This window comes from Rudaea sp. (genome assembly GCF_036560865.1).
Taxonomy (GTDB): Bacteria; Pseudomonadota; Gammaproteobacteria; order Xanthomonadales; family Rhodanobacteraceae; genus Rudaea.
The window spans coordinates 1-25,639 of record NZ_DATBQK010000025.1 but is presented as its reverse complement, the minus strand read 5'-3'; the positions used below and the strand labels follow the sequence as shown (position 1 = coordinate 25,639).

Annotated in this window: 19 protein-coding genes; 13 read left to right on the top strand and 6 right to left on the bottom strand. The window is 62.3% G+C overall.

The annotated features are described in order from the left end of the window. From VIE67_RS03015 to VIE67_RS02995, 5 genes are all read left to right on the top strand, one after another. Positions 1 to 2,049, top strand: a 2,049-nt coding sequence (locus VIE67_RS03015) for a hypothetical protein (RefSeq protein ID WP_332023136.1), incomplete at its 5' end; no start/stop codon positions are given. 271 nt (positions 2,050 to 2,320) lie between these two features. Continuing rightward, the gene (locus tag VIE67_RS03010; RefSeq protein ID WP_332023134.1) at positions 2,321 to 2,986 is read left to right on the top strand and encodes a hypothetical protein; all 666 of its coding nucleotides are present in this window, start codon (positions 2,321 to 2,323) and stop codon (positions 2,984 to 2,986) included. A 10-nt stretch (positions 2,987 to 2,996) separates the two neighbouring features. Continuing rightward, on the top strand, positions 2,997 to 3,314 hold the full coding sequence (locus tag VIE67_RS03005) for a LysM peptidoglycan-binding domain-containing protein (RefSeq protein WP_332023132.1): 318 nt from the start codon (positions 2,997 to 2,999) through the stop codon (positions 3,312 to 3,314). Then, positions 3,307 to 4,443 (top strand): hypothetical protein, encoded by a 1,137-nt coding sequence (locus VIE67_RS03000; protein ID WP_332023130.1) that lies wholly within the window; start codon positions 3,307 to 3,309, stop codon positions 4,441 to 4,443. The genes VIE67_RS03005 and VIE67_RS03000 overlap by 8 nt, the downstream gene beginning before the upstream one ends. Further along, positions 4,440 to 4,976, top strand: coding sequence for a phage baseplate assembly protein V (locus VIE67_RS02995; RefSeq protein WP_332023129.1), 537 nt, complete (start codon positions 4,440 to 4,442; stop codon positions 4,974 to 4,976). The genes VIE67_RS03000 and VIE67_RS02995 overlap by 4 nt, the downstream gene beginning before the upstream one ends. A gap of 27 nt (positions 4,977 to 5,003) precedes the next feature. On the opposite strand, the gene VIE67_RS02990 is transcribed toward VIE67_RS02995, so the two are convergent. Further along, a complete protein-coding gene (locus tag VIE67_RS02990; protein ID WP_332023127.1) occupies positions 5,004 to 5,291 on the bottom strand; it encodes a hypothetical protein in 288 nt (95 codons plus the stop codon). Positions 5,292 to 5,308: 17 nt separating this feature from the next. Between VIE67_RS02990 and VIE67_RS02985 the strand changes: the two genes are divergently transcribed. From VIE67_RS02985 to VIE67_RS02955, 7 genes are all read left to right on the top strand, one after another. Further along, complete coding sequence (locus VIE67_RS02985) at positions 5,309 to 5,668, top strand: GPW/gp25 family protein (RefSeq protein ID WP_332023125.1); 360 nt, start codon at positions 5,309 to 5,311, stop codon at positions 5,666 to 5,668. Beyond that, positions 5,668 to 8,295 carry a putative baseplate assembly protein gene (locus tag VIE67_RS02980; protein ID WP_332023123.1) on the top strand — a complete coding sequence of 876 codons (2,628 nt, stop codon included), beginning with the start codon at positions 5,668 to 5,670 and terminating at the stop codon, positions 8,293 to 8,295. The genes VIE67_RS02985 and VIE67_RS02980 overlap by 1 nt, the downstream gene beginning before the upstream one ends. Then, positions 8,292 to 11,318, top strand: coding sequence for a putative baseplate assembly protein (locus tag VIE67_RS02975; protein ID WP_332023121.1), 3,027 nt, complete (start codon positions 8,292 to 8,294; stop codon positions 11,316 to 11,318). Before VIE67_RS02980 ends, VIE67_RS02975 begins: the two co-directional genes overlap by 4 nt. Next, positions 11,315 to 13,903 (top strand): hypothetical protein, encoded by a 2,589-nt coding sequence (locus VIE67_RS02970; RefSeq protein WP_332023119.1) that lies wholly within the window; start codon positions 11,315 to 11,317, stop codon positions 13,901 to 13,903. Before VIE67_RS02975 ends, VIE67_RS02970 begins: the two co-directional genes overlap by 4 nt. A gap of 9 nt (positions 13,904 to 13,912) precedes the next feature. Further along, positions 13,913 to 15,406 (top strand): DUF6519 domain-containing protein, encoded by a 1,494-nt coding sequence (locus VIE67_RS02965; protein WP_332023117.1) that lies wholly within the window; start codon positions 13,913 to 13,915, stop codon positions 15,404 to 15,406. An 88-nt stretch (positions 15,407 to 15,494) separates the two neighbouring features. After that, positions 15,495 to 17,213 (top strand): eCIS core domain-containing protein, encoded by a 1,719-nt coding sequence (locus VIE67_RS02960; protein WP_332023115.1) that lies wholly within the window; start codon positions 15,495 to 15,497, stop codon positions 17,211 to 17,213. A 541-nt stretch (positions 17,214 to 17,754) separates the two neighbouring features. Then, the gene (locus tag VIE67_RS02955) at positions 17,755 to 18,534 is read left to right on the top strand and encodes an energy transducer TonB (RefSeq protein WP_332023113.1); all 780 of its coding nucleotides are present in this window, start codon (positions 17,755 to 17,757) and stop codon (positions 18,532 to 18,534) included. A 33-nt stretch (positions 18,535 to 18,567) separates the two neighbouring features. Here the strand turns inward: VIE67_RS02955 and VIE67_RS02950 are convergent, their stop codons facing one another. The 3 genes from VIE67_RS02950 to VIE67_RS02940 all read right to left on the bottom strand — a co-directional run bounded on the left by VIE67_RS02950 (position 18,568) and on the right by VIE67_RS02940 (position 22,474). Beyond that, entirely contained in the window at positions 18,568 to 19,842 is a 1,275-nt protein-coding gene (locus VIE67_RS02950; protein ID WP_332023111.1) for a serine hydrolase domain-containing protein, read from the bottom strand. A 123-nt stretch (positions 19,843 to 19,965) separates the two neighbouring features. Further along, positions 19,966 to 21,543, bottom strand: a complete 1,578-nt coding sequence (locus VIE67_RS02945) for a GMC family oxidoreductase (protein WP_332023109.1) — start codon at positions 21,541 to 21,543, stop codon at positions 19,966 to 19,968. An 88-nt stretch (positions 21,544 to 21,631) separates the two neighbouring features. Further along, positions 21,632 to 22,474: an MOSC domain-containing protein gene (locus VIE67_RS02940; RefSeq protein ID WP_332023107.1), complete on the bottom strand. Its 843-nt coding sequence runs from the start codon at positions 22,472 to 22,474 to the stop codon at positions 21,632 to 21,634. Positions 22,475 to 22,560: 86 nt separating this feature from the next. On the opposite strand from VIE67_RS02940, the gene VIE67_RS02935 reads away from it, so the two are divergent. Next, positions 22,561 to 23,871 (top strand): NTP/NDP exchange transporter, encoded by a 1,311-nt coding sequence (locus tag VIE67_RS02935; protein WP_414707265.1) that lies wholly within the window; start codon positions 22,561 to 22,563, stop codon positions 23,869 to 23,871. Here VIE67_RS02935 and VIE67_RS02930 read toward each other — a convergent pair. After that, positions 23,868 to 24,764, bottom strand: a complete 897-nt coding sequence (locus VIE67_RS02930; RefSeq protein ID WP_332023103.1) for an FAD:protein FMN transferase — start codon at positions 24,762 to 24,764, stop codon at positions 23,868 to 23,870. The two genes, VIE67_RS02935 and VIE67_RS02930, sit on opposite strands and share 4 nt — an antisense overlap. A 20-nt stretch (positions 24,765 to 24,784) precedes the next feature. Continuing rightward, a partial coding sequence (locus VIE67_RS02925; RefSeq protein ID WP_332023101.1) for a DUF3570 domain-containing protein occupies positions 24,785 to 25,639 on the bottom strand: 855 nt, incomplete at its 5' end.

The window sequence follows — 25,639 nt, the reverse complement described above, 5'->3', positions numbered from 1 at the left end:
CAGGAAAAATCACGCATGGTCCGCGTGGAAAGATACTGGCATTCCCCGAGCGCGAGGGTGTTCTTCAAAGACGGATCCAATGAGGAAGTTACCTTCATTGAGGGTAGCAGCCTGGACACGCCCGCTGCACCAGTACGGCGTTACAAAAAAATGGTCGACTTGGTTATCGACCGATCGTCTCCGATTCGCCCACATCTCGAAGTTGCATCCCATGGCACCGGATCGAGAGTGGAAGTCGAGACCCGGCTCTCGCCGGCAGACCGCATCGCCAGGCTGCCAGCGAGTGCACAGCGGCAGCTGACGGTCGGGTTTCAAGATGCGGATGGTGAATCCGATCCGCAAGCCATGGAGTTCATGGCGGACATGGGCGACCGTCTGAGCGAATCATCGACCACGATGGCCATCCAGATGGAAGGTCAAGACCCGGCGACCGTTTCCAGAATGCAGACAGTCGACCAGTGGGTCGAAGGACAAAAAGACGCCCTAAGCAAAGTGGGCGCTTGGGGGAGAGGAAAGTTCACGCAACTGCTCAAAGACGTTCGCCAGATCGGAGTAACGGGTCCAGCCGCGAGTGAAGACCTTTATCCGCAGGACATCGAGTTGGTGTTGGCAGGTGTGGCGGGCGGACAGTCGGATTTTCAAACCTTCGCGGAATTCAAGCGGATCTTCAATTGGAAACTCCGCACTGGGAGCGCATCCCTTCCGCAGGATGCGACGGAAAACCCGGAGTTCTTCATCCGAAATGAATATCGCGTGGCTTGGAAAGCCGAAGCAGCGGGTCTGCGCAGGATGTCCCGGATTGCAGCCGCAGCGCAGGTCGCGCCGTTCATCGCAATCGGTGCGTCCGCACTTGTAGGCAGCGGAGCCGCTGGCCTTGAAGCGCTGGGAGCGGGTGCTCTGGATTGGGCGGCGGCCAGAGGTGTTTCCAGCAGTCTCGTCAGCAAGTGGATCGGGACCAGCCTGCTTGCCTCCAGCGGGCTCGGTCACCTTATCGGTGCGGGGAAGGAGGCAAAAGCGGCCGGAATGGATACTACCTCTCCACTAAATCTATTGAATGTTGTGTCCACAGCGGCCCTGAGAACATTTGGCGTGGGGGAAATAGATGAAAGCATTACGGACAAATCGATACTGACCCACCAGTCTTTTGGCCGAAGTCCTTGGGAGCGAGTGGTGGGCGGCGTGCAGGGCGGATTCGATGCCCTCGGAGCCTCAAGCATGTTTGTTCCAGAAGCGCCGAATGTAGCTGACACATCTGCGCCACGTCCGGGAAAGACGCCGTCTGAACCCGATACTTCCTCGCAAGCACCCAAGCCCGACCCCACTCTAACTGTAAAGCCGGGAGGAGGCGCTGGCAGCGGCAAGCCCACAGGAATGCTCCGCGATACCGACTCCGTCTCACAGGGTGTGGAGGTAGATGCCTCCCACCCGGTTTTTAAAAATAAAACCCCATCGAACGACCCTCCGGTTTCACCCAATAGTGAGGCTGCGAAAGTGGCCGTGAACGCTACGCACGATGTCCCGCACGGACAACAGATTGATCATGCGCCAGGCACCCCCGTGCCCGGTCAGGACCTCGGCCCAGCCCGCATGGGCAAGACGCCGCCAACGCCAGACCCCAATCTGAAAAGCAATTCGGAACCAAAAACCGGGGCTCAGTCCGACATTTCCTCTGCGGATAGCAGAGGGGTTCCCGAGTTGATCTCCGACGAGGCCGCCACCGACCGAATCCCTGCCGGACAGGAGGTAGGTGAAGTGGTCGGGGACTATCGCATCGCTGGCGACAAATCTTTCGATGGACACACATTCAAACGCGATATTTATGGGCTTACCAACCTTCGTGGCAAGACGGTGAACATAGGGCCGATCATGCAGCTGTTCAGAGACTTCGTTCAAGAAGCAAAAGCTGTGGGCGCGATGGAGTTGAAAATCACAGGCAACGTAATTGTGAACAAGAACGTGATGGGCATGCAGCGCATCGTGGCGGAATTTGGCGGAACGATTCGCAAGACTGGTCCAATGAGCAACGAAATCATCATTCCATTGAAGTGATACATCTTGGCTCAAGCCGAGCAAAAGTAAACCCGAAGACTTGAGCATTCCAATTTGGCTCATTCGGAGCCGAATTGAAGTACCGGAATGAAGACATAAATGAATTGGATCAGGTTCTGATCAGTTGCAGGTGAGGAAATAGGTCAATGAATAGACGCAGCCAAATCGTTGCAAATACGGTACTTCCAACCGTCGCGCCGCAGGCGGGACCTGTGCTGCAAAGACACGCAGCGGAAGGGGTTACGGGCGAAGCGCCCGGCCGGATTGAATGATGTCTTCCTTCCCCGGCTCCCCACGCATTCTCAAAGGCGGCATCGTGCCGCTCGATCCGGTCACGTCGGCGGTGCTGACATCGCGCATGATCGTGTTGCAGTACAACCCGGATTCGTTGTCGCGCACGCTGCAGGTGCAGGCGATCGGTGCGGATGGGCACGATTATTCGGAGGCGTTGCGTCTCAAGGGTCCGCCGGTCGAGACGCTCAAGCTCGAAGCGGAGATCGACGCGACCGACCAGCTCGAGCAACCGGATCAGAACCAGGCCACGGTGCAGGTGGGTATTTTTCCACAATTGGCACTTCTGGAAACGCTGGTCTATCCGACCAGCACGCAGTTGCAGACGAACAATTCAGCGCTTGATTCCGGTGAGCTCGAAATCATTCCGATGGAGACGCCACTGACCTTGTTCGTCTGGAGTCAGGTGCGCGTGTTGCCGGTGCGCATCACCGAATTGTCGATCACCGAAGAGGCCTTCGATGTGGCGCTCAATCCGATCCGCGCCAAGGTTAGCCTCGGCATGCGCGTGCTCTCGGTCGACGATCTGGGTTTCGCCAACAAGGGCGGCGGCCTGTTCATGAGCTACCTACAGCGCAAGGAACAACTCGCCGGACGCGGGCCGGGCGGCACGCTGGCGCAACTCGGCCTGACCGGGATTCCATGAGACCGATCTTATGAGCACTTTCGCAGCCAACAGCCGCTACGTGAACACGCCGACCAAGACCTGCACGTTGCCCGACGGTACCCAGGTGAATTATCTCGCGCGTCGCTTCGTGCCTGCCCCGGAAAGTCTCGCTCTGCTCGGCACGTATACCGTGGTGCAGGGTGATCGTCTCGACAATATTGCGGCGCGCGTGCTCGGCGATCCTGAACTCTTCTGGCGCATCTGCGATGGCAATCGCGAACTGCGCCCAGCGGCATTGACCGCTGCGATTGGACGGCAGCTGCGCATCACTTTGCCCGCCGGATTTCCGGGGCCTTCCAATGCTTAGCGGCAAGGTCCAGTTGACCCTGATGATCGGTCCGGTGGTGCCGATCCCAGCACCACGCGTGGTGATGGAAGCGCTCAACGAAGTCACCGTCACCAACACCGACGAGGGCCGCAGCGGGTTTCAGCTGTCGTTCGCGTTGAGCACGCAATCGCCGTTGCACACGCTGTTCTTGCTCGGCAGCGGCATCAGTTCGATTCCGGTCATTCGCGTCGTCATCGTCGCCACGGTCAGCGGCACGCCGCACGTGATCATGGATGGTGCGATGACCAAGTTCGATATCAAACCGGGAACGAAGTCGTCGCAGGCGATCCTCACCGTGTACGGCGAAGACCTCGGCGTGATGATGGATCAGAGCGACTGGAGCGGTCTGCCGTTTCCGGCGATGCCTGCCGAAGGGCGCGTGGCCTTGCTGCTGGCCAAATATGCGCTGCTCGGCGTGGTGCCGCTGGTGATCCCGAGCGTCATGATCGATGTGCCGCTGCCGACCTCGAAGATCGAAGCGCAGAAAGGTACCGACTTCAAATACATCACGACACTCGCCGAGCGCGTCGGCTACGTGTTCTATATCGACCCGGGTCCGTTGCCGGGACAGAGCTTCGGCTACTGGGGTCCGCAGATCAAAGTCGGCATACCGCAGCCCGCGCTGAGCATCAACATGGACGGGCACAGCAATGTCGAGTCGCTCAGCTTCAGCTTCAAGAACGACAAACACGAACTACCCGCCTACTTCTACTACAACGAGCAAACCAAACTGATTCTGGCAATTCCGCTGCCGCCGATTACGCCGCTCAATCCGCCGCTCGGTCTGATTCCACCGATTCCGACAGCGTTGACGCCGGTCGCTGACAATCTCTCCAAATTGCCGGTTCCGCAGGGCATCATGCGCGGCCTCGCCGCGTCGGCGAAATGGGCCGAGGTCGTGAATGGCGAAGGCTCACTCGACGTGGTGCGCTACGGACGCCTGCTCAAATCGCGCCAGCTTGTCGGCGTGCGCGGCGCCGGGCTTGCGTACGACGGGCTGCATTACGTCAAGAGCGTCACTCATACGATCAAGCGCGGCGAGTACAAGCAGAGCTTCAAGCTGTCGCGCAACGGTCTGATCTCGACGGTGCCGAGGGTTGCCGCATGAGCGACGACGGACGCTACTACGGCAAGTATCGCGGCACGGTGTTCAGCAACGCGGACCCTGAGATGCTCGGACGCATCCAGGCGATCGTGCCCGACGTGCTCGGTATTATCCCATCGACCTATGCGCTGCCGTGCGTGCCCGTGGCGGGCAAATCCAGTGGCACATTCTTCGTGCCGGAAGTCGGCGCCGGCGTCTGGATCGAATTCGAACAGGGCGATCCAGATTATCCGATCTGGACTGGTTGTTTCTGGGGCATCGCCGCGGAAGTCCCGTTGCTCGGCGCCGCCTCACCGCCACCGACGCCAAACATGGTGCTGGAAACCACGGGGCACAACTCCGTGACGATCTTCGGTCTGCCCGTCGGCGGCGTCGCGCTCTCGGCGGGGCCGCTGGGGCCGAGTCCGTCGATCACCGTGATGCCGACCAGCATCGTGATCAAGTGTGCCAGTTCTCTGGTTTCGATCACGCCGGCAGGCGTGGATATCGTCGGCGCCAAGATCACGCTCAATGGCACCGCGCTGGTGGTGACCTGAGGACAAACCGATGCCAGGACCTCTCCTTCATTTCGGCGCGATGGTGAATTGTTCCCACTTGGGCGTGGCGACGCCCACTGCTCCGAATGCGCAAGTGCTGGTATCCGGGCAACCCACGGTCACCCAGCCGACGCCGTACGCGATCGCCGGTTGCTCGCTGACACCGTCCGGCAGTCCGTGCGTGACCGGAACCTGGACGATGGCGACGACGCGCGTGACCTCGAACGGCCAGCCGCTGGTTATCGCGACGGGGATGTCCACCTGCGTGTCCAACGGCACGCCGATGCTGGTCATGTCGTCGCAAACGCGCGTCATCGCGATGTGAGGCACTCATGAATATCGACTTCCCTTTTCACTTCGACAGTCGCGGCGCCACGGCGAGCACCGACTATGCCGATCACGTGCGCGACATGATCGAGCAATTGCTGTTCACCGATCCTGGCGAGCGCGTCAATCGTCCGGATTTCGGTTGCGGCCTGCGCCAGCTCGTGTTCGCGCCGAACAGTCCGGAACTTGCAGCGACGGTGCAGTTCACCGCGCAGGCGGCGCTCACCCAATGGCTCGGCGAACTGATCGACATCAGTTCGCTCGAAGTGACGAGCGAGGATTCCACGCTCAGTGTCAATCTCAGCTATGTGTTGAAGGCGACGGGTCAGGCGCAGACCACGACCTTCACCCAGGGAGATTCCTGATGTCCGCACTCACGACATCCGCCGCCATGGTCTGCCGCGAGGATACGCGCCGGCGCCAACTGTTCGGCAATTCGGACTGGAACGGCATCGACTACATCGAAGTGAGCGACGATCAGCTTTCACTCGCTGTATACTTTTTCGACTCGGCGCCGAAGAACCTCACGCCGGCCAATATCCACATCGACGGCGGCCGCCGCATCACCGGCATCCAGGCGATCGGCCTCGCGCCGGCGCCGGCCGGCGGCGACGAGGCGGACGAATGCCTGATCGTCTCCCTCGATCGCTACGGCGACTTCTCGACCTATACCTTGCGCCTCGTCGAGATCGTGCAGAACGACGATGGCTCGACCCGCGAACAACCGCTGTCGGGTTTCGACTCGCGCTATGTCCAGCTCGATTTCAATTTCAAGATCGATTGCCCGAGCGATTTCGATTGCGCCGTGGCGCCGATCTGTCCGCCAGAAGCGTCCACAGCGCCGGATATCAACTACCTGGCCAAGGACTACGAGAGTTTCCGCCAGCTGATGTTCGACCGTCTTGCGGTGACCATGCCGGACTGGCGCGAGCGTCATGTGCCGGATATCGGCGTGACCCTGGTCGAGCTGCTCGCCTACGTCGCCGATCAGCTGAGTTATTACCAAGACGCGGTGGCGACCGAAGCCTATCTGGACACGGCACGTACGCGCATTTCCGTGCGTCGCCATGCGCGGCTCGTCGATTACCACTTGCACGAAGGCTGCAACGCGCGCGCGTGGCTGACGATTGGCTGCAGCTCGAACGCCACGCTTACCAGCGGCAGCTACTATTTCGTCACCCGCGAGACACAATTGCAGAACGTCGCGCGTGGTCGGACGTTGCTGGACTCCGATCTCGAATTGATCCCGGCGAACCTGTACGAAGTATTCGAACCCGTCGTTTCGCCGCCGGGTACCGACGTCCATCTTTATCCGGAACGCAGCACGATCCATTTTTATACCTGGGGCGACGAGGAATGTTGTCTGGTCAGGGGTGCGACCTGCGCGACCTTGATCGATCCGACTCCGCAGCCAAGCACTGACCAAGGTGCGGCGAGTACACAAAGTAGGCTTTCCGCAACAGCCGATGGCAAGACACCGAAAGCAACGGCGTCCGCTTCATCGCAAGACACTCAGAATCCCCTACTCGTGCCGGGCGATGTGTTGATTTTCGAGGAAATGCTCGGGCCGACGACAGGCAATCCGGCCGACGCCGATCCGACGCATCGCTGCGCGGTGCGCCTGACCAAAGCGACCTATACGACCGATCCGTTGTTCGGTCAGGCAATCGTCAATATCGAATGGGCGCAGGCCGATGCGCTGCCGTTCGCGTTGTGTCTGTCCGCGCGCCTGCCGGCACCCGATTGCCGGCGCATCGGCGATATCAGCGTCGCGCACGGCAACGTGATCCTGGTCGATCACGGCGCCTGTGTGAACGACGACCCGTGCGGCGTGGTCGGCTCCGCGGGTGGCGACGGTTGCTGCGGCTGCGACGGCGTTGTGCTCGACAGCGTGGAGCGGCCGGCGAAGTTCACCCAGACTTTGCGCCAGGGACCTTTGATCTATCGCGAACCGCCGCCGCAGAGCGGGCCGGCGTCGACCGCGTTGACGCAGGATCCGCGCCAAGCCATCGCGCAGCTCAAGGTTACCGAGATGCCGGCTGGTGCCGGATCCGCGAGCGTGGCATGGAGCGTGCGCACTGACCTGCTCGCCAGCGGCAGCGACGATCGCGACGTGGTCGTGGAAGTCGACGATCAGGGCTTGGGTCACCTGCGCTTCGGCGATGGCCGCCTAGGTCGCCGACCCGATGCGGGTTCGAGCTTCGGCACTCACTACCGCGTCGGCGTCGAAGTCGCTGGCAAGGTGCCGGCCGAAGCGATCGCCTATATCGTGTTTCGCAATGCGCCGGTCGACGGCGCGAATCTCGTGCCGCGCAATCCCATGCCTGCGCAAGGCGGTACCGCGCCCGAGACGCTGGCCGAGGCCAAGCTCGCTGCGCCGCACGCGTTTCGCAGCAAGCTGTTGCGCGCGATCACCGCGGATGACTATGCGCAGCTCGCGCAGAACGATGCGAAATTGCAGCGCGCCAACACGCGGCTCGCATGGACGGGGAGTTGGTACGAAGCCGATGTCGCGATCGATCCGCTTGGCGCGGAAGATGCGAGTGCAGCGCTGTGTGCCGAAGTCGAGTGCGAGCTGCAACCGTTCCGCCGTGTCGGTCAGGATCTTGAGGTGCAGCCTGCACGCTACGTGCCGCTGGCGATCACGCTGCAAATTTGCGTGCTGCCGGATTATCTGCGCGGGCATGTGGCGGCAGCGCTGATCGACGCGTTCAGCAATCGACGCCTCGCCGACGGCTCGCTCGGTTTCTTCCATCCCGATCGGCTGAGTTTCGGCGACGATGTGTACGCGCCCGACCTGATCTCCACGGCACAGCGGATCGAAGGCGTGCAAAGCGTCAAACTGGTCGAGTTGCGCCGCTGGGATGCGCCGGCTAGCGCATTTCCACCGGGCGAACTCAAGCTTGCCTGTTACGAGATCGCCCAGCTGGACAACGATCCGAATTATCCGGAGCACGGCAAGCTCACGCTGAATATGGGAGGTGGCCGATGAGCTGCGATTGCGGTTGCTGCACCGGTGTGCGCGCGACGACACCGGTTGCCGAAGAAAACCGGCCCGGCCTGCGCGAAATTCATCATCGTCCAGGTACCTATGCGACGTTTGTCGAAACGATGCGTGCGCGTCTGTCGAGCACCGACTTTCCCGAACTCGCGCCGTTGCGCATGCGCGATGCCGGCGATGCGTCGATCGCTTTGTGCGACATCTGGGCGATCGCCGGCGATGTGCTGTCGTTCTATCAGGACCGCATCGCCAACGAAGGCTATCTGCGCACCGCAACCGAACGCAATTCCGTGCTGCAACTCGGTCGCTTGACCGGTTATGAAATGCGGCCGGGTGTATCGGCCAGCGTATATCTCGCCTACACGATCGATGCCAATGCCGCGTCCGTGAATATTCCTGTCGGTACGCGCGTGCAAAGCGTGCCCGCCACCGGCGAAAAGGCGCAAACCTTCGAAACTGCCGAGTTGTTGTCCGCGCGACCGGAATGGAGCCAGATCACGGTGCGCCTTGCGCAACCGCAGTGGCGCGCTCCGCCGGTTGTTCTGAGCGGACGAACGAGGCTGAACTATGGTGCGCAATACGACGTGCTCAATCCGGGCAGAGGTCTGTACCTGGATGGGACGAGCACCCAGCTCAAACCGAACGATGCGTTACTGATCGACTATGGTAATCAACGGCCGATTGCTTATCGCGTCGACAAGGTCATGCCGGATACGGACAACAAGCGTACACAGGTGCTGGTCCGTGAATGGGATAAACCCGCTCCGTCCGTTCCGGTTCCTGTTGTCGCGGCAACGCCGATACAAACCACGATCCAGGAACTGAGCAAGGCACTGAAGCTGCAGCCGCGCAATGTGCTGACGGTAAGCCGCGATGTCGCTACGACTCTGCGACCTGGCGCTGAAGCGTTCTCAAAGATGCTGTTGGCGCATGTGCCGGCACTGAAGGAAACGCTGATTCCCGCTCTCGGCTCCGTGAACGTCACGACGTCGCCGCCCGCGACGATCAAGGTGTATGCCCTGCGCAGCAAGGCGGCGCTGTTTGGCAACACGGCACCGAGCCCTTTTTTGCAAATACAACCTCCGCCGGTCATCGGAATTGCCAGAACCGCGAGAGCGGCATCCACGGATTCTTATTCAGGGACGATTGCGTATACGAATCTCTCGGTCGAATCGGCGTGGGGCAGCCCGGACCCCTTGAAGGTTCCGCTGGACGCAACGTACGCACAAATAAAACCGGGCAGCAATTCCGACAATCCCAGCTGGGCGATCATTGATTCCGGATTGGCGGCGGCCGCCGACCCGCAGGTTCTGAACGTGCAGAGCGTACAAACGATTTCGATGGCGATCGGCAGCGCGTTTTCGGCGCAGGTCAGTCTCCTGTCCGTCGACCGCGATTGGCTCACTCCGACATCTACGGATCTGTCGGCGCCCGATTTATTGCGGCAAGCGCAAGTTTTCGCTCAAAGCGAAGAACTCGCACTCGCGTCAGACCCGCTGCAAGACAACGTCGCCGGCGATGTGACGACCAACGAGATCGAACTCGACCAGTACTATTCGGGACTGACTCCCGGGCTATGGGTTGTTGCCGCAGGCGAACGCGCCGACTTCACGGATCCAGATGTCAAAGTCGAGGTCGCCGAGCGCGCCATGATCGCCGCCGTGCGGCAAGGGCTGACCGCTCTGGTTCCGCGGGATGGCAATGACAATCCGGTCCTGGCTAACGCCGCGAACCTGCCCGGCGACACGTTGCACACGTACATCAAACTCGCTACGCCGCTTGCCTACAGTTACCGACGCGACACGTTCACGCTGTACGGCAATGTCGTGCGCGCGACGCACGGCGAAACGCGCAGGGAGACCTTGGGCGCGGGCGATGCGACGCAGGTGTTCCAGAACTTCACCTTGAAATCGCCGCCGCTGACCTATGTGGCGGCGCCGACGCCAGCGGGCGTCGCCTCGACCCTGCAAGTGCGCGTGAACAATTTGCTCAGGCACGAAGTCGACGATGTCAGCATGGCCGCGCCGAATGCACGCGTTTATCTGAGCAAGCGCAATGACGCCGAAGCGACCAGCATCGTGTTCGGCGATGGCAAGCACGGCGCGCGACTGCCGACCGGGCAGGACAACGTCGCCTCGGTCTATCGCAGCGGCATCGGCGCGGCCGGTAACGTGCGCGCGGGACAACTCACGCTCGCCACCGATAAACCCTTGGGTGTCACCGGCGTCAACAATCCGATTCGCGCTTCGGGCGGCGCCGATGCGGATACGTTGCAGCAGGCACGTGTGAATGCGCCATTGGCAGTCACGGCATTGGATCGGCTGGTTTCGGTGCAGGACTACGCGGACTTCGCCTGCAGCTTTGCCGGGATCGGCAAGGCGACGGCGGTCAAGCTGCCTGGGCCAGGCGGCGACTTCGTGCATGTCACCATCGCCGGCATCGACGATATCCCGATCGACACAACATCGGATCTGTATCGGAATCTGGTCGAGGCATTGAATAAATTCGGCGATCCGCATCTGCCGATCCACGTGGACATCCGCAACGCGCTCTCGCTGGTGATTCAGGCGAGCGTGTCTCTGCAACCGGATTACGCCTGGGACGATGTGCAGCCGCGGATTCTTGCGGCGCTGAACTGTCGTTTCGGCTTCCAGGCCCGCGGTCTGGGTCAGCCGGTATTCGGCAGCGAAATCATCGGCGTGATTCAGGGCGTCACCGGCGTCGCACATGTACTCGGCGGTACGGTGAGATTGCTGAGCGATGCCGACCTGATCAATGGCTTGACGCCGTTGGCGCCGGCTGCGGCAGCGAATGGTACGGCGAGCGATGGCAGCCAGTCGGCGTGGTTCACGCTGACACCGGCGCCGGGCACAAGCGACGAAGGCAGCGGCGCCGACGGCTGGCTGAGCGTGCCAGCTGCGTGTATCGACAGCTTGGGGAAAATCCTGCCCGCGCAAATCGCCTATCTGCCGCCCAATGTGCCCGATAGCCTGATTCTGGAGCTTGCGTCATGAGCATAGCGCCGAACGTTTCCGTCGATCGTCTATACGAACTGCTGCCCGCTTTCCATCGCAGCAAGGATGCGGAGCAAGGTTATCCATTGCGCGCGCTGCTGCGCGTGATCAACGAACAGGTTGGCGTTGTCGAAAGCGATATCGCGCAGCTCTACGACGATTGGTTTATTGAAACCTGCGCCGACTGGGCCGTGCCGTACATCGGCGATCTCGTCGGCTATCGCCCGGTCCATCAGGCCGGCGATCCGGGCGATCCCGGCACGGCCGAAGGTCGACTGCTCAACAGTTACCTGATTCCGCGCCGCGAAGTGGCGAACACGATCCAGATGCGCCGGCGCAAGGGAACGCTGTCGGCGCTGGCGGAGCTCATCGAAGATGTGGGCGCGTGGCCGGGCTTCGCGGTCGAATTCTATCGCCACCTCGGCTGGACGCAGCATCTGAATCATCGGCACCTGCAGCGTGGACGTACGCTCACACTGCGCGACGCGAATGCGCTCGATGTTCTCGGCGGTGCCTTCGATCGCAATGCGCGTACCGTGGATGTGCGGCGCATCGATTCGCACCATCGGCACGGACGTTACAACATTCCCAGCGTCGGCGCCTTCGTGTTCCGCATGCGGTCGTATTCGGTCAGCGGAAACCCCGCTTATTGTTTGGAGGAACAAGGCCCGCAGTGCTACACCTTCAGTGTGCTCGGCAACGATGTCCCATTGTATACAAAGCCGCAACCCGAAGTCGCCCCGGTGACCGAGCTGACGCTGCCGGTGCCGATTCGCCGGCTGGCGTTCGAACAACTCAGCGACGCGCACCCTCCTGTGGCGACGGCCTCAGCGAACTATTACGGCGATGGCAAAAGCCTCGCAATTTACGCACCGGATTGGCCGAAGAAAGGTGCACAGCAACCGATTCCGGCGAGCAGCATCGTCGTGGCCGACTTGGGCGGCTGGAGTTATACCGCAGCGCGCGGCACTGTCGTCGTCGATCCCGCCAGCGGGCGCATTCTGTTTCCGGCGGGGCAACTGCCCAAGCAAGGCGTACTGGTCGACTACTACTACGGCTTCAGCGCCGACATCGGCGGCGGCGAATACGCGCGGCCGATGATCCAGCCGACGCTAGCGGATATGTCGCGCATGCAACGGTACGATCTGATCGATGTTCCGGGATTGATTGCCCGGCTCAAATTGACCGGCAATACCTTGAGCGCTTATCTGTGCAGCCGCTTTGCCGCAAGCACAGTGAAGTTGATCGATACATATACTTCGCCCGCAACACCGTCTGACGCGCTAATAATCGCGCTGACGGCCGAGTTCAACAGCTTGCTCGAAGACGCGAATCTGTTCAGCACGGATCGTTTCGGCGACTCTGCGAAACTGCCGGCTGAGGTAAATCAACTAGTCGCCGCCGGCGCGACCGGCGCTTCGCTGATGCGCTTGAACCGGTTGTTGCTCGAATTCGCGTTCGCGAAAATCATCGCGATCGGTTTCAAGATCTACCAGATCGGCACGGGGCAATTGGCCCGGCTCGCCGATGCGCTGACCCAGTGGAACGCCGACCAGCCGCGCTACGGCATCGTCGAATTCATCGACAGCAGCGTTTACACCGAACCGGTCAATGTCGTGCTTGCCGCGCAGCAGACCCTGCAGTTGCGTGCTGCCGATCGTACCCGGCCGGTGCTGCGCATGCTCGATTACATGAGCGATCGTCCGGATGCGTTCGCGGTTTCCGGGGGCGCAGGTAGCCGTTTCATACTCGACGGCCTGTTGGTCAGCGGGCGCGGTTTGCAGATCAATGGTCCAGATCCGGGCGATGGGTCGACAGCACCATCGCCGGATTTGTGCGAAGTCGTGATCCGCCATTGCACCTTGGTGCCGGGCTGGGGCCTGGATTGCGATTGCGAACCCAAGCGCCCGAACGAGCCGAGTATCGAGCTGATCAATACCCAGACGAAGCTGACGGTCGAACACAGCACTATCGGTTCGATCGAAGTCACAGCCGACGGGGCGCTGGGCGATCCGCTGGTCATCCGCATCAGCGACAGCATCGTCGACGCAACGCGCAGCGGACGCGTCGCGTTGAGCGCCACCGCCGAACAGTACGCGTTCGCCGAGGTTTCCGTGATTCGCAGCAGCGTGCTCGGTGCAATTCGCGCGCACGCGATTGGCTTGGCCGAGAATTCGATCTTCATGGGCTGCATCCACGTCGCGCGCCAGCAGCTGGGCTGCGTGCGTTTCTGCTACGTCACGCCGAACTCGCGCACGCCGAAACGCTATCACTGCCAGCCCGACCTCGTGCGCGTCGCGGTCGGTGTTGCCAATCCCGCGCTCAGCGGTCCGGCGCTTGCGCTTGCGCAGGAACCCGAAATGCTGCGCGTACGCCCGGTTTTCGACAGCACGCGCTACGGCAATTCGGCCTATTGCCGCCTGGCTTGCGATTGCGCGAGCGAGATCGCACGCGGCGCCGACGATGAATCGGAAATGGGCGTGTTCCACGATCTGTTCCAACCACAACGCGAAATCAGCTTGCAGACGCGGCTCGGCGAATACACACCGGCCGGCATGGACGCGGGCATTATTTTTGCGACTTAGGAGACCATCATGAAAGGCGATTTCACTCGCAACACTTACGACCCTCGCAAGCACTATTCGCGCGTGTTGATGCAGCAGGGCCGTGTCCAGCTCGATGCGGACTGGAACGAACAGGGCGCCATCCTCACCCACTACCTGCGCGCACTGGCGCGCGACCTGATCGGGCCTCACGCCGCTCCCGCGGGCAGCAACGGCCTGCAGGTCGTGATCGATCCGAACCTGATCGCCAAATATGATGGCAGCCTGCTCAAAGACAGCATCATTGAAGGCGACAAGAAACTCCTGCTGAGGCTGGGGGGCGAATTGAAGAAAGGCACCTCGTTCGTCATCAATCCGGGACGCTATTACGTCGAAGGAATCCTGATCGAAAACCGCAGCCCGATGCTTTATTCGGATCAGGCCGGATTCGACGCACAGGTGTTCGGCGATCAGAAAAAAACGCCCTACGTGATTTATCTCGACGTCTGGGAAGGGCACATCACCTGTGTCGAAGACCCGCACATCCGCGAGATCGCGCTTGGCGGACCCGACACCACGACGCGTCTGCAAATCGTCTGGCAGGTGAAAACCGACGCCCACTACAACTCGGATCAACCCTGTGACCTGGGTGGCATCCCCAAGCAACCCGGAAGCGGCCTGCTGCGCGCGCGCGCGAAACAGGGTTCGCCAACCCCCGAGCCTTGCGTGATTGCGCCATCGTCGAGCTATCGTGGCGCCGAAAATCAACTTTATCGAGTCGAAATTCATAGCGGCGGCGTTGCGGATGGCACGGCGACCGGCGCAAGTTACGTCTGGTCGCGCGAAAACGGTTCGGTGGTCTTGCCGATCGCCAACATCGGCGCAGCGTCCACTCTGGCCAATGGCACCACGCAATTGGATGTGACACTGGCAAGCTTGGGACGCGACAAGAAACTCGGTCTGCATTCCGGCGATTGGGTTTCCGTCGTGGACGACATTGCGGTCTTGCAGAATCGCGCCGATCCCTTGCTGAAGGTGATGAAGATAGATCGCGACACGATGACGGTCACCCTGCAGGGCAGCACACTGGTTGGCAACGGCGGTAACCATCCATTGCTGCGGCGCTGGGATCAGAAGACCGGCGTGAACGCGGACGGCGCATTGCCGGTGCAGGAATCGGACGACAGCGACACCGGCCTGCTCGACAAGAACTGGATCACGCTGGAGGACGGCGTGCAGATCTGGTTCGCCAAGGGTGGCAGCTACTGCACCGGCGACTATTGGTTGATCCCCGCCCGTGTCGCCAACGGCGACATCGACTGGCCGGACGAGATCCAGGCCGATGGCAGCGTGCGCATGCTCAACGGCAGTCCGGTCACTGCCGAATTGTCGGCCGAAGGTCCGCGCCACTACTACGCGCCGCTCGGCGTATTCACGGCCAACGCCAATGGCGCGCCCGCCGTCAACAGCTGCCTATGTACGGTGCAGACGGTGACTCAGTGCGATACTGGACAGGCCGCTACTAAAAAGAAGCCGCACGGCTGAGTGCTGGCAGCGGACAGGCTGGTTCCAGGCGAGCCGTCGCTGATCCAAGTACCGATGCGTCGCTGGCTTGATCGATGGAAAAGTTGATATGTATACATTGCAAACCAAACCGAATCCGCCTGCGACCTCTGGCTCGGCATTGCAGCGTGCGTTGCCGAACCTGGCACCGGTTGCGCGCGAACAGACGGGCAGGGATGCACCCTTGCCAGGTCGAGGTTTCGATTTTTCGGGGGTGGCATCGTTTGCGCCGACGATCCAGCGCAAGGCGACGATTGGCTCTCCCGGCGACCCGCTCGAGCGTGAAGCCGACGCGGTTGCGGACAGGGTCATTGGGCCGGCGTCGACAGGTGCGACGGTGCCGGCGCTTCAGCGCAAATGCGCTGCGTGCGAGGAAGAGGACAAGCGACAGATCCACCCAAAGCGTACGACTGCGGCCGGGCCAGCGATGGACAGCGGCGCAGCCACGCAGGCCACCGCACGCGGCGGCGTTCCGCTGTCGAATGCCATGCGTTCGTACTTCGAACCGCGTTTCGGTCACGACTTCAGCCAGGTGCGTGTGCATACCGACGGCGAAGCGGCGAATGCCGCGCGCGCGATTCAGGCGCATGCGTATACCTTGGGTCGGGATATCGTGTTCGCATCTGGCGCCTATGCGCCTGGCACGATCGCAGGCCGGCGCCTGCTCGCCCATGAACTGACGCACGTGGTGCAGCAAGGAGGCCGTGCCGAAGGCGTGCAGCGCAAGCTGAACGTCGACGCGAAAGCGTCCGATGATCCCAAGACCGCGGTCAGCACGATCGTGCCGCTGGTCACCGCGCTGTGTCCCGATTTCGAAATTGTCCGCGACGGCCTGGTGTGGCCAAAGAGCGGCACCGACAGCCGCAGCTACAACTTCAAGAAGGTTGCAACGGGTAAGCAGCAGGTCGGTTGTTGCTGTCTCAGCACGCTGGCGGCTGCGCCGGACGATTGGCGGATCATCGTGACAAGCAAGGATGCGCCGGCGACCGACCTGGAGAAGCGCGAAGTGAGGATGACACCGACGTCCGGTGCCGGCGCACCGGATTTTCGCTATTGGACCGGAGGGCCAACCGAAGCGATGAAACAGCTAACTTCAGCTGAAGCGTTTGGCCACGAGCTATGTGGTCATGGGGCACTCAGGCAGATCAAGGCGCATCCGTCGAGTGCGGTGACCGGGGATCGTCCTTTCAGTGACGTGCACGATCCGACCGTGCGCATCCAGAATCTGCTGGCCAAGGAAATGGGAGCACCCGGCGATCGCGGTCTGGCGGGCGGCGGCTCGCATCGCGGCGAGTCGCTGCGCGTTTTCTCGATCGGCCCTTATGCTGCCGATGCAGACGATCCGACGCCATTCGCTGCGCAGATCAAAGGCGCGGTCGATTTTCTCGATGGCAACGACTACCTGCTGGTCGACACCGTGGGATTCCGCAACGCCAAGGATGTGAAGGCGAGCGTAAGCTTGGATCGCGCGAGCAACGTGCAGGCGGAAGTGCAGAAAGGCGTGGTCAAATCGACCGTCGAAAAGCAGATGACAGCGGCTCCGGCTCCCCAGGAGACGCTCAATCGTGTCCAGCCGGCAACCGATGGCGGCGTGAGCGCCAGCCCGGTTGTGGAACTGCGCATGGCAAGTTTCCCGGCGGGATTGATCAAGCCGATCGGGTCCGCGCCGCCGCCGACACCGGTGCACGTCAAGCCGGAGTTCGAAAACGTCGTGCAAGTGCTCAAGGGGGAAAAGGGCACGGGGCCGAATGCCTGCCATGATCTGCTGGCTGATCAGGCGTGGCCGTAGGCGGACTGCTGAACGGTTGCTGTTGGCAACCTGTCTAGCGCACCGCTAGCCCCGGCCGTGCGTGCAAACTGCCGCGGAGTTCCCGTCGAAGCCGAAGTGCCAGTTCCTCGAAGTTGCATTACCATGCCCGTCGCCCATGGGCTTGAGGATACTGACCGATCAGGCCGGACGCGAATTTGCGTGACCAGGTCACAAAACCATGAGGCAGCGCAAGGTTTTTTGACGAGACCGTGATAGATAATGCAGTTTCATGCAGATACAGGGGCAAGAGCGCATGAATATCGAAAATAGCCGACGAGTTCTACTCGGGGCGGCCGCAGTGGTTGTCGCCATCGTGCTGGCGACTTACTTCTTTTCGCGAGAGCGGGGGGGCAGCAAGCCGGCATCCACGGTTGCCGCTCGACCTGTCAGCACCCCGCCGCCACCAGCGGCGCCCGCCAGCGAGAGCCCGCCGCAGGCAGCAGCGATTCCCGCGGGGCCAACGGCGCCGGACGCCGCAACCCTTACGGTTCCCCAGTTGCTCGCGAATGCGGCGAAAGCGTTGAGCGAACAGCGTTTGGTGGAGCCGCAGGGAAACAATGCCGTCGAATACTATCTGCTGGTATTGGAAAGGGACAAAGACAACCGGTCGGCCCAGGACGGTTTGCGCGAAATGTTTCCGCTGGCCACCGGCGCGGTGGAGCAGCAGATCAATGCAGGTCAGGTCGATGCAAGCCTGCGCATGATCAATCTGCTGGGCAAGGCGGATCCGACGAATTACACCCTGACCATACTGCGCAACAAGCTCGATCTGAAAAAGCGCCAGGTCGAACGCGACCAACAAAAGCGTGATCAGGACAAGCGTGACCAGGACAAATTGCTCGCGACGGCGCGCAATCAGCCAGCGGCGTCTGCACCCGCTCCAGCGCCCACGACCACGGCGGCCGCCGCCGCGCCGCCACCGGCCGCTGCGTCGCCTGCGCCGGCGCAGAACTCAGCCGCGCAGACTGCAGCGGCTTTGCCAGCCGCTGCCGCTGCCAGCTCCAATCCGGCTGTGCCGGCAGCCGGTGGAGAAAACCGCGCGGCGGTGCTGGTGACGAAAACGGCCCCCAATTATCCGCCGGATGCGGCGCGCAAGCATGAGGAAGGCTGGGTCGAGGTCGGCTTCACAGTCGGCGCCGACGGACACGTCAAGGATGCCGCCGTGATTGGCGCGAGTCCCGCGCGCGTGTTCAACGAATCCGCACTGCGTGCGATTGCTAGTTGGACCTTCACGCCGCGTCTGGAAAACGGCAAAGCGGTCGAAGAGCACATCAGGAGCCGCATCGAGTTCAAACTCTGAGCGGTTGCGCGTGCGGCTCCGGGTTCGCGCGGATCAGCGGCCGTTGCGGCCGGCAACGAGCCGTGCGTGCCTCGCCGCCGGCTGTCGCGAGTCGAGACCGGCCCAGTCCACTTCGGGCAAGCCCAGGTAGCGGTCGAGCAGCATCGGCAGCAGACCGGACGGGATTGCGGATTCGCAGTTCCACAACACCACTGCACCGAAGCGCGATTTCGGAAAGAACGCGATCATCGAGCGATAGCCCTTCACCGCGCCGGCATGAAAAACCAGGGTCTCGCCCGCATAATCGAACACGCGCCAGCCGAGCGCGTACTGCGAATCGCTGACCCGCGCGCGGTGCCAGGGCGAGATGCGGCCTTCGGACGGCGTGTTGATTTCAGGTGCGTGCAGGGTTTGCAGCAGCGCCGGTGAAAGCACGTCCGGGCGGCCGCCCATCTGCGCGATCAGCCATTGCGTCATGTCCTTGATGCTGGCGTTGACGCCGGCTGCGGGTGCGACGTGATAATAGGAATCCCTGATCTCGAACGGTACCCAGCCGCTGCGCGTGCGCGCGTGCGGGCGCGCCCAGCTCTTGCTCGATTCCAGCGACTCCTTGCCATAGCTCGCGGTAAGCATGCCGAGCGGATGGAACACGCGCTTCTCGACCTGGTGATAGAAGAAATCGCCGGTCAACGCATAGATGACGTCGCCGATCAGGGCATAGGTGATGTTCTGATAGCCGTAACACTCGCCGACGTCGCAAGTGAGCGGCACTTCGCGGAGTTTGTCCACCAGCAGCGGATACGGCTCGTCTGCTTCGAGCAGGCGATCGTAGGTATTGTGCGGCAGGCCGACACGCTGGCTGAGGATATCGCGCACGGTCAGTTTGTTGCTCGCGTTTGCATCCATGAGCTCGAACGAGGGCACTACACTGGTGACGCGCGTATCCCAGCGGAGCACACCGTCGTCGACCAGCATCGCGGCCAGCGCACTGGCAAACGCTTTCGACAGCGAGGCGAGACGAAAAACGGTATCCGGCGTTACCGGCGCGCCGGTACTCGTGTCCGCGTAACCGATGCCGCGCTGCAGAAGCACTTTGTCGTCCTTGACCACGGCGAACGCCATGCCCGCGACCTGACCGGAGGACTCGACCCGGTCGAGCAAGGTATTTAAATCGCGTGCTGCGAGCGCGGCATCGCCGGCGGTGCGCGGAAGGGTACTTTTGGGTGTGTGTGCGGCGTTCGCGTGCGCCCTGTTGCGTGCGTGCGCGCCGTGGACAGGCGCCAGAGCCAGCGCGGCCAAGCTCAGCAGCGCAAGTTTTCGTAACAGCATGTCTTGCTCATCGGGCAGTGCTCCGTGCGTTATGTCGTACTGGTTGTCGCACGGGGCGCCATTCTAGCGCCAAATTCTGCAGATGGTGTTATGACTTTGCTAAATCCTTTCTCCGCGCTCCGCTCAGGCCAGAATAAAATCCGCGGCTTTCTCCGCGATCATGATCGTCGGTGCATTGGTGTTGCCGCCGGGCAGATTCGGCATTACCGACGCGTCGACCACGCGCAGGCCGGACACGCCGCGCACACGCAGTTCGGAATCGACCACGGCATCGTCGTCATTGCCCATGCGGCAGGTACCAATTGGGTGGTAGACCGTTTCCGCCTTGCGCCGGATGAACGCAACGACATCCGCTTCGTTCTGCACCGCGGAGCCAGGAACAATCTCCTCGCCGCGGTAGGCGTCGAAGGCTTTGGCCGCGAAGATTTCACGCGACAGCCTGGCGCCTTCGATCAGCAGTTTCAGATCGTAGCTTTCGACATCGCTGAGGTAATTCGCGTTGATTGCCGCCTTCGCGCCCGGATCGGCGGAAGCGAGCCGGATCGTGCCGCGGCTGCGCGGGCGCAGCATGCAGGCGTGCATGGTGTAGCCATCGCCGGGAATCCGGTGCCGGCCGTGATCGTCGATCATCGCCGGAATGAAATGGAATTGCAGGTCGCAGCGCGAGTCGGTTGCGTGACGTGTGCGCACGAAGCCGCCGGCTTCGGCGATGTTCGACGTGCCCGGACCATCGCGGCGCGTCAGGTACTTGAACAGCACGGCGAGGTCGTTGAGGCGGTCGTAGCTGACCGGTTGTATACAATGCTGCAACGTGCAGATATCCAGATGATCCTGCAGGTTGGCGCCGACGCCGGGCAGGTCGCGCTCGACGCGAATGCCGTGCGCGCGCAACTGATCGGCCGGCCCGACACCCGAAAGCATCAACAGCTGCGGGGAATTGATCGCGCCGCCGCAAAGAATGACTTGGCGTGCTTCGGCACGGGTCAGGCGGCCTTTGTGGCGATAGTCGACGCCGACGGCGCGCTGACCGTCGAACAACACGCGCTCGCTGAGCGCGCGGGTGAGCACGCTGAGGTTCGTGCGGCCGCGCGCGGCGCGCAGATAGCCCGCCGCGGTTGAGCAGCGCGCGCTGTTTTTCTGCGTGACCTGATAGAAGCCGAAACCTTCCTGCTGCGCGCCATTGAAATCGTCGTTGCGCGCGTAACCGCAACTCTGTGCCGCGCCGATGAAGGTCTGCGTCAACACGTTGGGGCAACGCAGATCCTGCACGGCGAGCGGGCCGTCCGCGCCATGGATCTCGTCGGCGCCGCGCGTGTTGCCCTCGGCGCGCTTGAAATAGGGCAGCACGTTCTGCCAGTTCCAGCGTTCGTCGGTGGTGAGCCGTGCCCAGTCGTCGTAGTCGGCGGAGATGCCGCGGATGTAGCACATCGCGTTGATCGAACTCGATCCGCCGAGCACCTTGCCGCGCGGCCACCACAGGCGCCGGTTGTCGAGTTGCGCCTCAGGCTCGGTGGAATAGTCCCAATTGATATCCTTGATACCCGCCAGCTTGGCCAGACCCGCCGGCATATGGATGAACGGATGCCAGTCGCGCGGACCGGCTTCGAGCAACAGAACGCGGTTATTCGGATTCGCGCTCAAGCGGTTCGCCAGCACGCAGCCGGCCGAGCCGGCGCCGACGATCACGTAGTCGTAGGTCATGCAAAAGGTATCCGGGACTTGCCCAAGGTGGGGTCGGGGGAGGCTAAGCGTTGAGGCTAGAGCAGATGCTCCATCGCATTGCAGCAAATCAGCCAATCGCTTCGACGCTATCGCCGACGCGAATTGTGCCTGCACCGCGCGGGATCAAATTCTGGCCGAAGGCCACGCCCTTGTCGGTGCGTCGATAGCCGATCAGCGAGCGCAGCGGTTCGCCCGAGGCATCGCGTTCGCCGCGTTCGAAGTCGACCGTGGTGAACACGCAGCGGATGCAGGCTTTCACGACCTCGAATTCGATCTCGCCGATGCGCACGCGTTTCCAGCCGTCTTCGGCGTGCGGCGCGGTGCCGGCGACGACGAGATTCGGACGAAAGCGCAGCATCGACACGGGCTGTGCGAGCTTGCCGTTGAGCTGATCCAGCGCGGCCTGCGAAATCAGCAGCAGCGGAAAGCCGTCGGCAAAGCTGACTTCGTCGCCGGGCGCCGCGTAGTCCGCATCGACCGCACGTGCGCAGCCCGCATCCATCATGACGATGTGGCAGGGCTGGCCGAGGAAAGCGCTGATCCACACATGTGCGGTGGGCGCGGCAAGCAGCGGCGAGACCGCGTCGTCCCAGACTTGGGCAGCAAGACGCACGCCATCCACGGGTGGTGCATTCAGGTGCAACGTCGGCATGCCTGGCGCATCCAGTTGCAACGTATCGCCTGCATCGGGCCGTGCGCGGATCAGGGTCAGGCGTGGCTGCTCGCGTCCGCTCAGGAACCGACCGTCCCCATCGACGACCATCCAGCGTCGATCGCGGGCCAGGCCACGTGTCTCGACCTGTGCATACTCAAGCGCGAGTGGCGCACAGGATTTCAGCGGATAGATATGGATCGAGGCGAGCGTGGCGGTCATGCGCGCAGGATACGTGAGACTGTGCGTGCGAGTCATGCGCGGAGTACTTAGGGCCGAGCGCAGGTGGCATGCAAGTCTTGTGCGAGGTGCGCATGCTACGCTTCGCCGACCCTGGCCTTCGGATGTGCAACTTGGCTGCAAACGATCCACCCGAACGCAGCAAGCTCGCCAGCGCATTCACCGGCGTCGAGCGCCACGAGTGGCCGGCGCTGATTCTCGCCTTCGTGTATTTCTTCCTTGTGCTGGCGGCCTACTACGTGCTGCGGCCGGTACGCGAACAACTCGCCGCGGCGTCTGGTTCGCAAGTGCTGCTGTCGTTCTATACGGCCACCTTCATCGTGACCTTGATCCTGACGCCGGTGTATGGCTGGCTCGTGGCGCGCTTTCCGCGCAAGCGTTTCGTGCCGGTCGTGTATGTGTTCTTCATCCTCAACCTGATCGCCTTCATTCCCGCCTTCGAGGCGCAGGGACAGCTCAGTCCGCGCGTGCTCGGCGAAGTGTTCTTCGTCTGGATGAGCGTGTTTAACCTGTTCGTCGTCGCGGTGTTCTGGAGTTTCGTCGCCGACATCTTCAGCGTCGATCAGGCACATCGTCTGTTCGGCATCGTCGCGTTCGGCGGCGCGCTTGGCGCGATCGTCGGTCCGCTGCTGACCAAGTGGCTGGTTCACCTGATCGGCATCGCCGCGCTGCTCGAGGTGTCGGCTGCCATGCTGTTCGGTGCGGTGCTGTGCATCCTGGGCCTGATCGCGTGGTCGCGTCGCCATCCGGTTGCGCAGGATGCGACACGCAATGAGGCGCTGATCGGCGGCGGTTTCTGGGCCGGCGCGAAGCAAGTCGCGGCGTCGCCGTTCCTGCGCCGTGTCGCGATCCTGATGATTCTGGGCGACTGCGTCGGCACGGTGTTGTACAACCTGCAAACCGATATCGGCCATCAATATTTTCCCGATGGCGCGGCACGCACCGATTTTTACGCCAGCGTGGACCTGGCAACGAACGTCCTCATGGCGGTGTTGCAGATCGTCGTCACGCGCGTCGTGCTGACGCGCTTCGGGCCGGTGGCCAGCATCATGGGCACGGAAATCGTCAAGGCGTTGACCCTGGTCACGCTGGCGTTTGTCGGCCAGCCGTTCGCGGTGGCTGGCGCGCTTGTCATCACGCGCGCGGGTGCCTATGGCATCGACAAGCCCGCGACCGACAGTTTGTATACTCGCGTCGACCGCGAAACGCGCTACAAGGCGAAGGGCTTCATCGACACGGCCGTGTGGCGGTTCGGCGACGTCTTCGTGGTCGCCACGATTCAACTGCTGCGTGAGGTTGGCGCAACCAACTCGCTGCTCGCCAGCCTGTCCGCAATGGCGGCCGCCTGCGCGGCGTGGATGGCGTGGCGGCTGCGCACGACGCGCGAACTGGCGCACCGCGAAGAAACGGTCTAGGCCATTTTCAGAGTGCCGCTGGCGCGGCCGGCCTGATCGATGCACAGCCACGGCAAGCCCAGTTCGCGCAGATAGATCGCGCCTTCGCTCGTTCCCAAAAGCATCGCCAGCGTGGATGCGGCGCCCGCGACCAGGCAACTGTCGGCGATCACGCTGACGCTGGCGAAACTTTCAATGGGATAGCCGCCGACGGGATCGACGATATGCGAATAGCGTTTGCCGTCGACGATCATGGCGCGTTCGTAGTCGCCGCTGGTCGCCAAGCCGCCGCGGGCCAGTTCGATGCTCGCGTATACTTTTTGCGGATGCGCCGGTGACTTGATCCCGGCCAGCCACGCGCTGCCGTCCGCGTGCGCGCCGATCAAGGCCAGATCGCCGCCCAGATCGACCACGCCATGCGCGATCTGCGCGTGCCGGCAGATTTCGGCGGCGCGATCGGCCGCGTACTCCTTGACCACGCCGCCCAGATCGATGCGCATGCCGGCAAGCGGCAGGGTGAAGTACGGCCGTGTCCATTCGACACGCTGCCAGCCGACGCGCGCGCGCGCGGCGTCGATTTCAGCCAGCTCTGGTACGCGGCCGCTCTGCAAATCCCACAATTTGGTCAGCGCGCCTGCGGTGATGTCGAAGCGTCCCACGCTTTGCCGATGCAGGGTGTCGGCGAAATCGAGCAGGTTGGCGGTTTCCTCATCGACCTCGATGCGCGTGCCGCTGCCCGCGCTCGCACACAGGTGGGCGAGCCAGTTGTCGTCACGGTAATGCGAATATTTCTCGTCGAGTCGGGCGATATCCGCCTGCGCCCTGGCCGCGGCGATATTCGCAGCGCGCTCCAATCCGGCCTCGATCTGGATCTCGCACGGGCAGCCCATGCTGGTAAACGGGAAGCGGAACAAGCGCATCTGCGCACCACAAGCTAATCGAAGCCGAAGTCTAACCCCGCATACGCTCGGGTGAAATTGACCAGCGCGGGGACGGGTGCATTGCTGCCGTCGAGGGCGAGACCCCTGGCGCTGTGGTAACGCTCGGCGCCGATGCTGAATTCCCAGCGGCCGATGGCCTTGCGCACATTGATACTTGTGGAAAAAGCGCCAAATGTACCGAGGCGATAGTCGCTGGAATAGAAACGCTGCCCCTCGGGATTGATGAAGAACGGCGCATAGAAGCGCGCCGCGGCCTGGCTGTAGTAGCGCAGCGCCGGAATGACGCGCCAGCCGTCGCCGAAACCCTGATACCACGAAGCTTCGAGCGTATGCGAATGCAGGCCCCAGCTGTCCTGCGCATAGCGATAGTCCAGATGCAGTGATGCGTCGATCTGCGCGAACGAACGCCGGTAGCGCAGCAGGCCCGCGGCCTCCAGGCGCTGGTCGGGGCGCCGCTCCGGCCCGGCGCTGCCGCCGTAATCGAACAACTTGTACGGGTCGGACAGATAGCCGTTTTGCAGGTTGAGCTGGATGCCGGCTTGCAACACCTCGGAACGATTGAGTACCCAGGCCAGACTTCCGAACGCCGATGACGTGTTCTTGATCGCGTAGGGAATGCGGTTGTAGAGCTGCGCATCGGTCGGCTGGATCTCGTCGTGCGAAAAACTGCCGCCGTAGCCAAGGGTGAGCGCCGGGTCCAGCGCCTGGCTGCGTTCGACGCCGACCGCGGTCGCGCGATAGTCGCGCTCAGCCGAGTACGAGGCGCTATATGTTGTGTTCGTACTCGTGCCGGGGCTCTGGGTCAGGGCAACATTCAGCGCGCTGCGATGATCGCGGATCGTCGCGCC

What these genes read in the sequence shown, in the direction of transcription:
- VIE67_RS03010 (WP_332023134.1), top strand. Translation starts at nt 2,321, where the DNA reads ATGTCTTCCTTCCCCGGCTCCCCACGCATTCTCAAAGGCGGCATCGTG.
- VIE67_RS03005 (WP_332023132.1), top strand. Translation starts at nt 2,997, where the DNA reads ATGAGCACTTTCGCAGCCAACAGCCGCTACGTGAACACGCCGACCAAG.
- VIE67_RS03000 (WP_332023130.1), top strand. Translation starts at nt 3,307, where the DNA reads ATGCTTAGCGGCAAGGTCCAGTTGACCCTGATGATCGGTCCGGTGGTG.
- VIE67_RS02995 (WP_332023129.1), top strand. Translation starts at nt 4,440, where the DNA reads ATGAGCGACGACGGACGCTACTACGGCAAGTATCGCGGCACGGTGTTC.
- VIE67_RS02990 (WP_332023127.1), bottom strand. Translation starts at nt 5,291, where the DNA reads ATGACGCGCGTTTGCGACGACATGACCAGCATCGGCGTGCCGTTGGAC.
- VIE67_RS02985 (WP_332023125.1), top strand. Translation starts at nt 5,309, where the DNA reads ATGAATATCGACTTCCCTTTTCACTTCGACAGTCGCGGCGCCACGGCG.
- VIE67_RS02980 (WP_332023123.1), top strand. Translation starts at nt 5,668, where the DNA reads ATGTCCGCACTCACGACATCCGCCGCCATGGTCTGCCGCGAGGATACG.
- VIE67_RS02975 (WP_332023121.1), top strand. Translation starts at nt 8,292, where the DNA reads ATGAGCTGCGATTGCGGTTGCTGCACCGGTGTGCGCGCGACGACACCG.
- VIE67_RS02970 (WP_332023119.1), top strand. Translation starts at nt 11,315, where the DNA reads ATGAGCATAGCGCCGAACGTTTCCGTCGATCGTCTATACGAACTGCTG.
- VIE67_RS02965 (WP_332023117.1), top strand. Translation starts at nt 13,913, where the DNA reads ATGAAAGGCGATTTCACTCGCAACACTTACGACCCTCGCAAGCACTAT.
- VIE67_RS02960 (WP_332023115.1), top strand. Translation starts at nt 15,495, where the DNA reads ATGTATACATTGCAAACCAAACCGAATCCGCCTGCGACCTCTGGCTCG.
- VIE67_RS02950 (WP_332023111.1), bottom strand. Translation starts at nt 19,842, where the DNA reads ATGCTGTTACGAAAACTTGCGCTGCTGAGCTTGGCCGCGCTGGCTCTG.
- VIE67_RS02945 (WP_332023109.1), bottom strand. Translation starts at nt 21,543, where the DNA reads ATGACCTACGACTACGTGATCGTCGGCGCCGGCTCGGCCGGCTGCGTG.
- VIE67_RS02940 (WP_332023107.1), bottom strand. Translation starts at nt 22,474, where the DNA reads ATGACTCGCACGCACAGTCTCACGTATCCTGCGCGCATGACCGCCACG.
- VIE67_RS02935 (WP_414707265.1), top strand. Translation starts at nt 22,561, where the DNA reads ATGTGCAACTTGGCTGCAAACGATCCACCCGAACGCAGCAAGCTCGCC.